Here is a 7,694-nt window from a genome sequence, read left to right as displayed (position 1 = left end):
CGCTACTTCCCGACGCGCGATGCCGGCATCACCGGCTTCAGCCACATCGGGCTGAACACCACCGATCCCCGTCGCGACGAGCGGTTCTGGACGCAGGTGTGCAATGCCCGGGTCAGCGACCGCATCGGCGACATCGCCCTGATGCGGGTGAACGCCATCCACCACACCATGGCGCTGGCGCCGGCCTCGGGGCCAGGCATCCAGCACATCAACCACCAGGTGGCCAGCAACGACGACGTGCTGCGCTCGTTCTACCATCTGGCGGAGCAGAACGTGCCGATCGTGTTCGGGCCGGGGCGGCACCCGACCTCGGGGGCGCGCTTCCTCTACTTCCTCGGGCCCAACAACATGGTGTTCGAATATTCCGTCGGCGTCGACGCGATCGAGGACGAGGCCAGCCACCGCCCCCGCCAGTTCGGCTTCGAGCCCTCGAGCCTCTGCATGTGGGGGTCCAAATCGACCATGCCGCGGCGCTGAGGGCAGCGTCGGCGGAGTTCGACAAGCGCGATGGCCGCTGCCTGTTGTTCGGTCCGATCCAGACTGCCCATGGGAGGCGGAACCCGGCGGCCGGCAGTGCGATGCCGCTGCAGGGCCGCGCGGCTCGGGTCTCTCGGGTGACTGGGCCGCCGCTGCGGCCGGCTGCGCGCTCGAGGTCGGGCTGGGCGAAATCGACGGTCGCCGCCCAGCGGCAAACCTGCTAGAGCTGGCGCAATGGGACTGTTCCGGCCTCTTATGCGGCTTCTGGCGCTGGCAATCGTATGGGTTGCCGCGAGCTTCGTGCCGGTGACGGCCGAGGCGCATGCGGGGCACGCGGTCGAGCCGTCACACGAGGTTGAGATCAGGCCTATCACGCCGCACGATCTCGTCACGGCTGTGACCGGCGGCTTGACGTCCCGGGGCCTCGTGCTCGCGGGCGCCGACACGATCGTTGTCCAGCATGGCGAAACGGGCTTTCCGCCCACGGCCGTGACATGTCATGGCGGCTGCTGTTCAACCGGCTCGGCCTGCTGCTCGCTCGCCATGCCTCCCGACGCGGCGGGCTTTTGCACACCGGCGCGCCGCGGACAGGCGCTCAGCTGGCCACGCGACCTTGCGCACCCCGGCATCACGCCCGAAGCGCTTCCGGAGCCCCCTCGATCCTTTGCCTGACACCGGCGTCCCGAGGCACCGCATGAGCGGCGCCCCGCTGGAACGTCCTTGTTCAACGGCAAAGGATTCCAGACATGCATGTGAGATTTGCCGCAGCGCTCGGCGCGGCGGCGCTGGCGGCAGCCCTGCTCACCACGGGGGCGCAGGCGCACGAAGGTCATGACCACGGCGAGACGCCCGCCTCCTCGGCGACGCCGGCGGCGCCACGCGGCGAGGCGGCCAGCGCGGAGGTCGAACTCGTTGCGGCGGTGCGCGAGGGTGTATTGTCGGTCTACCTGGACCGGTTCGCCACCAACGAGCCGATCACCGGGGCGAGCGTTGCCGTCGAGGCTCCCGACGGGCCGGTGACGCTCAAGCCCGAGCCCGAGGGCCGGTATACGGTTGCGGTCCCCTGGCTCGGCAAGCAGGGTCGGCATGATCTGCTGCTGACGCTGACCGTCGACGGCGCCGACGACGTATTGCCGGTGACGATCGTCGTTCCGAGTTCGCCCGAGGCCGGAGGGGTGCCGGACGGTGCCGCAACCCATCGCAGCGAGCGTCTCCTCCCCGCGGATCCGCTGCTGTCCGGCGTTGCCCTGCTGGCCTTCGCGCTCGGTGTCGCAGCGACCCTCCTCGTCCGCCGTCGTCGCGCCGCTCCGGCTGTCGCCGTACTCGCGCTCGCCCTCCCGCTCGCAGTAGCGACCGCGCGCGCACATGAGGGCGATGACCATGGCGAGGCTGGCGGTGCGCCGCCGGCGGCCGCAGGCAGTGATCTGGCGCGGCGCCAGCCGGACGGCAGCGTTTTCGTGCCGAAGCCGGTCCAGCGCATTCTCGCCATCCGCACCGTTGTCAGCGAGGCGGAGAGTCACGGCCGCACCACCGAGCTGCCCGGACGCATCGTCCCCGATCCCAACGCGAGCGGCGTGGTGCAGTCATCCGTCGGGGGCCGGCTGTCGGCGCCGAGCGGCGGCTTTCCGCGGCTCGGCACCGCAGTCCGGAAGGGCACCGTCCTTGCCTACGTGACGCCGCCGGTGCAGCGGGTGGACGTGTCGGACATGCGCCAGCGCCAGGGCGAGCTAGATCAGCAGATCGCCACCGTGGAGCGGCGGGTCGCGCGCTATCGACGCCTCGTCGGCTCCGGCGCCGTTTCCCAGGTGCAGCTCGAGGAGGCGACGGACGAACTGCAGGGCCTGCGCGATCGCCGCGCGGCGCTCGACACGGTGCGCCAGGAGCCGGAGCCGCTGGTCGCACCCGTCGATGGCGTCGTCGCCGAATCGACGGCGGTCGCCGGCCAGATGGCGGCGCCGGGCGCCGTGGTGTTCCAGGTGGTCGACCCGGCGCGCCTCTGGGTCGAGGCGCTCAGCTTCGACGCCGTGGCGGGCGCCAGCGCGGCGACGGCCCGCCTGGCGGACGGTCGTGTTCTACAGCTCGCCTACCAGGGGGCGGGGCTGGCCGACCGCAACCAGTCCGTGCCTGTCCAGTTCGCCATCCGCGGCGATACGTCGGGGCTGCGCATCGGCCAGTTCGTCACCGTCCAGGTCGGCACGGGGGGGCGCGAGCATGGGCTTGCGCTGCCCCGCGCCAGCGTCGTGCGCAGCAGCAGCGGCCAGGAGGTCGTCTACGAGCACGTCACTGCCGAGCGCTTCGCGGCCCGGCCGGTGCGGACGACGACGCTCGACGGCGGCCGGGTGCTGATCGAGGCCGGGCTGTCGCCCGGCAAGCGGATCGTCACCCAGGGGGCCGAGCTCCTCGACCAGGTGCGCTGAGGAGGCGGTCATGTTCACCTTCCTGGTCACCCAATCGCTTCGCAACCGCGTGCTGGTGCTCGCGGCCGCAGCTGCGCTCATGGTCTTCGGCGCCCTGACGGCCGCGCGCCTGCCCGTCGACGTGTTTCCCGACCTGAACCGGCCGACCGTCACCATCATGACGGAGGCGGATGGCTACGCACCGCCCGAGGTGGAGCAACTCGTCAGCTTTCCCATCGAGACACGGATGAACGGCGTGCCCGGGGTGACCCGGGTGAGGTCGGTGTCCGGGGTCGGCCTCTCGGTTGTCTACGTGGAGTTCGACTGGGGCACCGACATCTACCGCAACCGTCAGCAGGTCGCCGAGCGCCTCGCCCAGGTGCGCAGCCAGCTGCCGCCGAACGTGGCTCCGCAGATGGCACCGATCAGCTCGATCATGGGCCAGATCGTCATGGTCGCGGTGACCAGCGATCAAGCCTCGCCCATGGAGGTGCGGGAGATCGCCGACTTTGTCATCCGCCCTCGGCTGCTGACGATTCAGGGGGTCGCCCAGGTCATCCCGATCGGGGGCGAGGTGCGCCAGTATCGCGTGAGCCCGCACCCGACGGCCGTCCGCGCCCTGGGGGTGACCTACGGCCAGATCGAGAAGGCTCTCGGTCAGTTCGGTGTCAATGCGGGCGGCGGCTTCGCCGATCAGAATGGCCGTGAATACCTGATCCGCAACATCGGCCGGACCACCCGCCTCGACGACTTGCGCAACATCGTGGTGGCCACCACGGCCAAGGGCCCGGTCTACCTGCACCAGGTGGCCGATGTCGCATTCGCCGCCAGGAGCAAGCGCGGCGATGCCGGCTACAACGGCGCTCCGGCGGTGATCGTGTCGATCGAGAAGCAGCCCGGGGTCGACACGGTCAAGCTGACGGGCGAAGTCGAGCGCGTCCTGCGCGACATCACGGCCACGACGCCAGGCCTGAGCGCCGACAAGATCGTGTTCCGGCAGGCGGATTTTATCCAAACCTCCATCCGCAATCTCGAGCGCGTGCTGGTCGAAGCAGTGCTCGTCGTGGCCGTCGTGCTGTTCGCGTTTCTGCTCAACCTGCGAACTACCGCGATCTCCCTCACGGCGATCCCCGTTTCGGTGCTGGCGACCGCGGTGGTGTTCCATATCGCCGGTCTGTCCATCAACACCATGACGCTGGGCGGCCTCGCCATCGCCATCGGCGAACTGGTTGACGACGCGGTCGTCGACGTGGAGAACATCTTCCGCCGACTGCGGGAGAACCGGGAGCACGGCAACCCTCGCTCCGTCATCGACGTGGTCGTCTCGGCCTCGCAGGAGGTGCGCTCCGGCATCGTCTACGCCACCGTCATCATCGTCCTGGTGTTCGCGCCGCTGTTCGCGCTCTCGGGGATCGAGGGCCGCCTCTTTGCCCCGCTCGGGCAGGCCTACATTATCTCGATCCTGTGCAGCCTGGTGGTGTCCATCACGCTGACGCCGGTCATGGCCTACTACCTCCTGCCGTCGCTCAAGCGGCTGGACGAGCGCGACAGCGGCCTGGTGCGGTGGTTGAAGGCCTGGAACGAGAGGCTCCTGCGCTCCGCCTTCCGCCATCAGGGCCTGTTGTTCGGCGGCGCCGCGCTGGCGGTGGCCACGGCGGCCATCGCCGCGAACCAGCTGCCGCGCGCCTTCCTACCGCCCTTCAACGAGGGCTCGTTCACCATCAACATGACCTTCAACCCCGGGATCTCGCTTGCCGAGTCGAACCGGGTGGGGCTCATCGCCGAAGGGCTGCTTGCCGCCGTCCCCGAGGTGGCGGCCGTCGGGCGGCGCACCGGCCGGGCCGAACTGGACGAGCACGCCGAAGGCGTCCATTCCTCGGATCTCGAGGTGGAGCTCAAGCCCCGCGGGCGGTCCAAGCCGGAGGTGGTCGCCGACCTGCGGCGGCGCCTGGCTGTGCTGCCGGTCTCGGTGAACGTGGGCCAGCCCATTTCGCACCGGCTCGACCACATGCTGTCGGGCGTGCGGGCCGAGATCGCGCTCAAGATCTTCGGCGAGGACCTCGACACGCTGCGCACGCTTGCCGAGGATCTGCGCGGCCGCATGGCGCGCATCCCGGGCCTCGTCGACCTCCAGGTCGAAAAGCAGGTGCGCATCCCGCAGCTCGACGTCCGCGTCGACTACGGCCGGGCGGCGCTCTACGGTGTCCAGCCGGCGGCCGTCGTCGAGCAGCTGAGCAGCCTCTCCAGCGGTCGTGTCGTGTCCACGGTCGTCGACGGCAACCGGCGCTTCGATGTCACCATCCGCCTCCCCGAGCGTCTGCGGACCACGCAAGGCCTCGGCGACCTGCTGGTCGAAACGCCGGCCGGCTGGGTGCCGGCCCGCCAACTCGCCGACATCCGCGAGACCACCGGTCCCAACCAAGTCCTGCGGGAGAACGGGCGCCGGCGCCTGGTCGTCCAGGCCAATACCGACGGCCGCAGCGACATGGCCGCGATCACTGCGCAGATCCGCCAGCAGATTGCCGCGGCGCAGCTGCCTCCGGGCTATTCGGCGAACCTGGAGGGGAGCTTCCAGGCGCAGGAGGAGGCGAGCCGCACCATCGGCGCGCTGTCGGCGCTGTCGCTGGCACTCATCTTCGCCATCCTCTACAGCCGCTACCGGTCGGCGGCGCTCGCGCTGATCATCATGGGCAACGTGCCGCTCGCGCTGATCGGCAGCGTCGCCGGACTCTGGCTCGCCGGTCAGCCGCTGTCCGTGGCCTCGATGATCGGGTTCATCACGCTGACCGGGATCGCCACCCGCAACGGCATTCTCAAGATCAGCCACACCATCAATCTTGCGCTGTACGAGGGCGTGCCGTTTGGCCGCGACCTCGTGGTGCGCGGCAGCCTCGAGCGGCTGGCGCCCGTGCTCATGACCGCGCTGGCGGCCGGCGTGGCGCTCGTGCCATTGCTCGTCGGCGCCGATGCGCCGGGCAAGGAGATCCTGCATCCGGTGGCGGTGACGATCTTCGGCGGCCTGGTCTCCGCCACGCTGCTCGACGCGTTCCTGACACCGGTGCTGTTCCTCAGGTTCGGCCGCAAGCCGCTCGAGCGCCTGCGTTCCACCCAAATCCCGGCGACGGACCGCGCACGCGCCAAGGCGGCGGCCGAGGCGTTCTGACCATGAGAAAGCTTGCCATGAAGATTACGTCGATCACACTAGACCATTTCCGCGTTTCGTTGAATCGCCGAAATGGTCTATCTCTTTGTTTTGGCGCGTTTTCTTCACGCGAACCGGCGTCCACTTCGCTCAAAAGCGCTCTAGCCTCGGCCACGCTTGCCGCGGCGGCCTTCGTGAGCCCGGCATGGGCCCATGACAGCGTCCAGGGCCCAAACGGCGGCCGCGTCGTGGAGGCCGGCGCCTATCACATCGAGCTGGTGGCCAAGGGGCCAGCGCTCGAAGCCTTCCTCACCGACGCGGACGAGAAGCCGCTCTCGCCGGGGAAGTTCAGGGGCGTCGCCGTGCTGCTCGTCGACGGCAAGGTCCAGCGCATCCCCCTGGTGCCGGAGGGCGGTGGCCTGGCCGGCCGGGCGCAAGGTTCGCTGCCGGCCGCTCCCAAGGGGGCCGTGCAGATCACCGCTCCGGACGGACAGGCGATCAGCGCCCGCTTCGATTGAGCGCTCCGATGCAGCTCTGACGAAGCAGACGCCGTCCGGTTATCGTAGCTGGCGGCGGCTCGCAGGCCTCGATCCAGGAGCCCGTTTCGGCACCAGGAGTGATCATGAGTTCAGTACTGGTGACCGGCGGCTCCGGGTTCATCGCCAGTCACACCATCGTGGCGCTCCTCGCCGCCGGCCATCAGGTCCGCACCACGGTGCGCAACCTCGCCCGAGCGGACGAGGTGAGGGCCATGGTGCGGCAGGGCGGCACCGACCGCGGCGGCGAGGTGGCCTTCGTCGTTGCAGACCTCATGGCGGAGGCCGGCTGGCCCCAGGCCGTGGCCGGCTGCGATTACGTCTTGCATGTGGCCTCGCCCTTTCCTGCAAGGGCTCCGGATAGAGAGGACGAACTGATCGGCCCGGCACGGGACGGCACGATGCGCGTGCTGCGTGCGGCACGAGATGCAGGTGTCAAGCGCGTGGTGGTGACGTCTTCGTTCGCCGCGATCGGCTATGGACACGCACCGCGGACGACGCCCTTCGACGAGACCGACTGGACGGATCCGAGCGGACGTGACGTGCAGCCGTACATGAAGTCCAAGACCCTGGCCGAGCGCGCGGCGTGGGACTTCGTCGCCCACGCCGGCGGCCGGCTCGAGCTTGCCGTGGTCAACCCGGTGGCAGTCTTCGGGCCGGTTCTGGGGCCGGATCTGTCGACCTCGGTCACGCTCGTGAAGGCGATGTTGGACGGCGCCGTGCCCGCGACCCCCCGGATTCATTTCGGCATCGTCGATGCGCGCGACGTTGCCGACCTGCATGTCGCGGCGATGACGCATCCCGAGGCCAAGGGGGAACGCTTCATCGCGGCGGCCGGCCCCAACCTGTCGCTGCAGGCGATCGCGCAGGTGCTCAGGGCGAGGCTCGCGGCGCGGGCGCGCCGCGTGCCGCGCCACGACCTGCCGGACTGGCTGGTGCGCCTGCTTGGCCCCTGGGTTCCGACGGCCCGGGCAACGGTGCCGCACCTCGGCATCATCAGGAACGCGACGAGCGACAAAGCCAGGCGCGTGCTCGGCTGGACCCCGCGCTCGTCCGAGGAGGCCATCGTCGCCACCGCGGAAAGCCTGATCCGGCTCGAGCCGGTGAGAGGCCGCCGGGCTGGCGCCTGAGCTGAAGGCCGCC

Annotated in this window: 6 protein-coding genes; all 6 read left to right on the top strand. The window is 69.9% G+C overall.

The annotated features are described in order from the left end of the window. Positions 1-477, top strand: a 477-nt coding sequence (locus IEW34_RS08470) for a VOC family protein (protein WP_188608743.1), incomplete at its 5' end; no start/stop codon positions are given. Positions 478-711: 234 nt separating this feature from the next. Further along, positions 712-1,149, top strand: coding sequence for a hypothetical protein (locus IEW34_RS08465; RefSeq protein ID WP_188608742.1), 438 nt, complete (start codon positions 712-714; stop codon positions 1,147-1,149). Between the two features lie 74 nt (positions 1,150-1,223). Then, the gene (locus tag IEW34_RS08460) at positions 1,224-2,894 is read left to right on the top strand and encodes an efflux RND transporter periplasmic adaptor subunit (RefSeq protein ID WP_188608741.1); all 1,671 of its coding nucleotides are present in this window, start codon (positions 1,224-1,226) and stop codon (positions 2,892-2,894) included. Positions 2,895-2,904: 10 nt separating this feature from the next. Beyond that, on the top strand, positions 2,905-6,036 hold the full coding sequence (locus IEW34_RS08455; protein WP_188608740.1) for an efflux RND transporter permease subunit: 3,132 nt from the start codon (positions 2,905-2,907) through the stop codon (positions 6,034-6,036). Between the two features lie 173 nt (positions 6,037-6,209). Further along, complete coding sequence (locus IEW34_RS08450) at positions 6,210-6,533, top strand: hypothetical protein (RefSeq protein ID WP_188608739.1); 324 nt, start codon at positions 6,210-6,212, stop codon at positions 6,531-6,533. A 104-nt stretch (positions 6,534-6,637) separates the two neighbouring features. Next, positions 6,638-7,681: an SDR family oxidoreductase gene (locus IEW34_RS08445; RefSeq protein ID WP_188608738.1), complete on the top strand. Its 1,044-nt coding sequence runs from the start codon at positions 6,638-6,640 to the stop codon at positions 7,679-7,681. The last annotated feature ends 13 nt before the right edge of the window (positions 7,682-7,694 follow it).

The sequence above is a fragment of the Chelatococcus reniformis genome, from assembly GCF_014640075.1.
GTDB lineage: Bacteria > Pseudomonadota > Alphaproteobacteria > Rhizobiales > Beijerinckiaceae > Camelimonas > Camelimonas reniformis.
The sequence above is the reverse complement of the archived record's forward strand: the minus strand, read 5'-3'. Positions and strand labels throughout refer to the sequence as shown.

Excerpts from the sequence above, each read along its gene's own strand:
- IEW34_RS08465 (WP_188608742.1), top strand. The coding sequence starts at position 712 with ATGGGACTGTTCCGGCCTCTTATGCGGCTTCTGGCGCTGGCAATCGTA.
- IEW34_RS08455 (WP_188608740.1), top strand. The coding sequence starts at position 2,905 with ATGTTCACCTTCCTGGTCACCCAATCGCTTCGCAACCGCGTGCTGGTG.
- IEW34_RS08460 (WP_188608741.1), top strand. The coding sequence starts at position 1,224 with ATGCATGTGAGATTTGCCGCAGCGCTCGGCGCGGCGGCGCTGGCGGCA.
- IEW34_RS08445 (WP_188608738.1), top strand. The coding sequence starts at position 6,638 with ATGAGTTCAGTACTGGTGACCGGCGGCTCCGGGTTCATCGCCAGTCAC.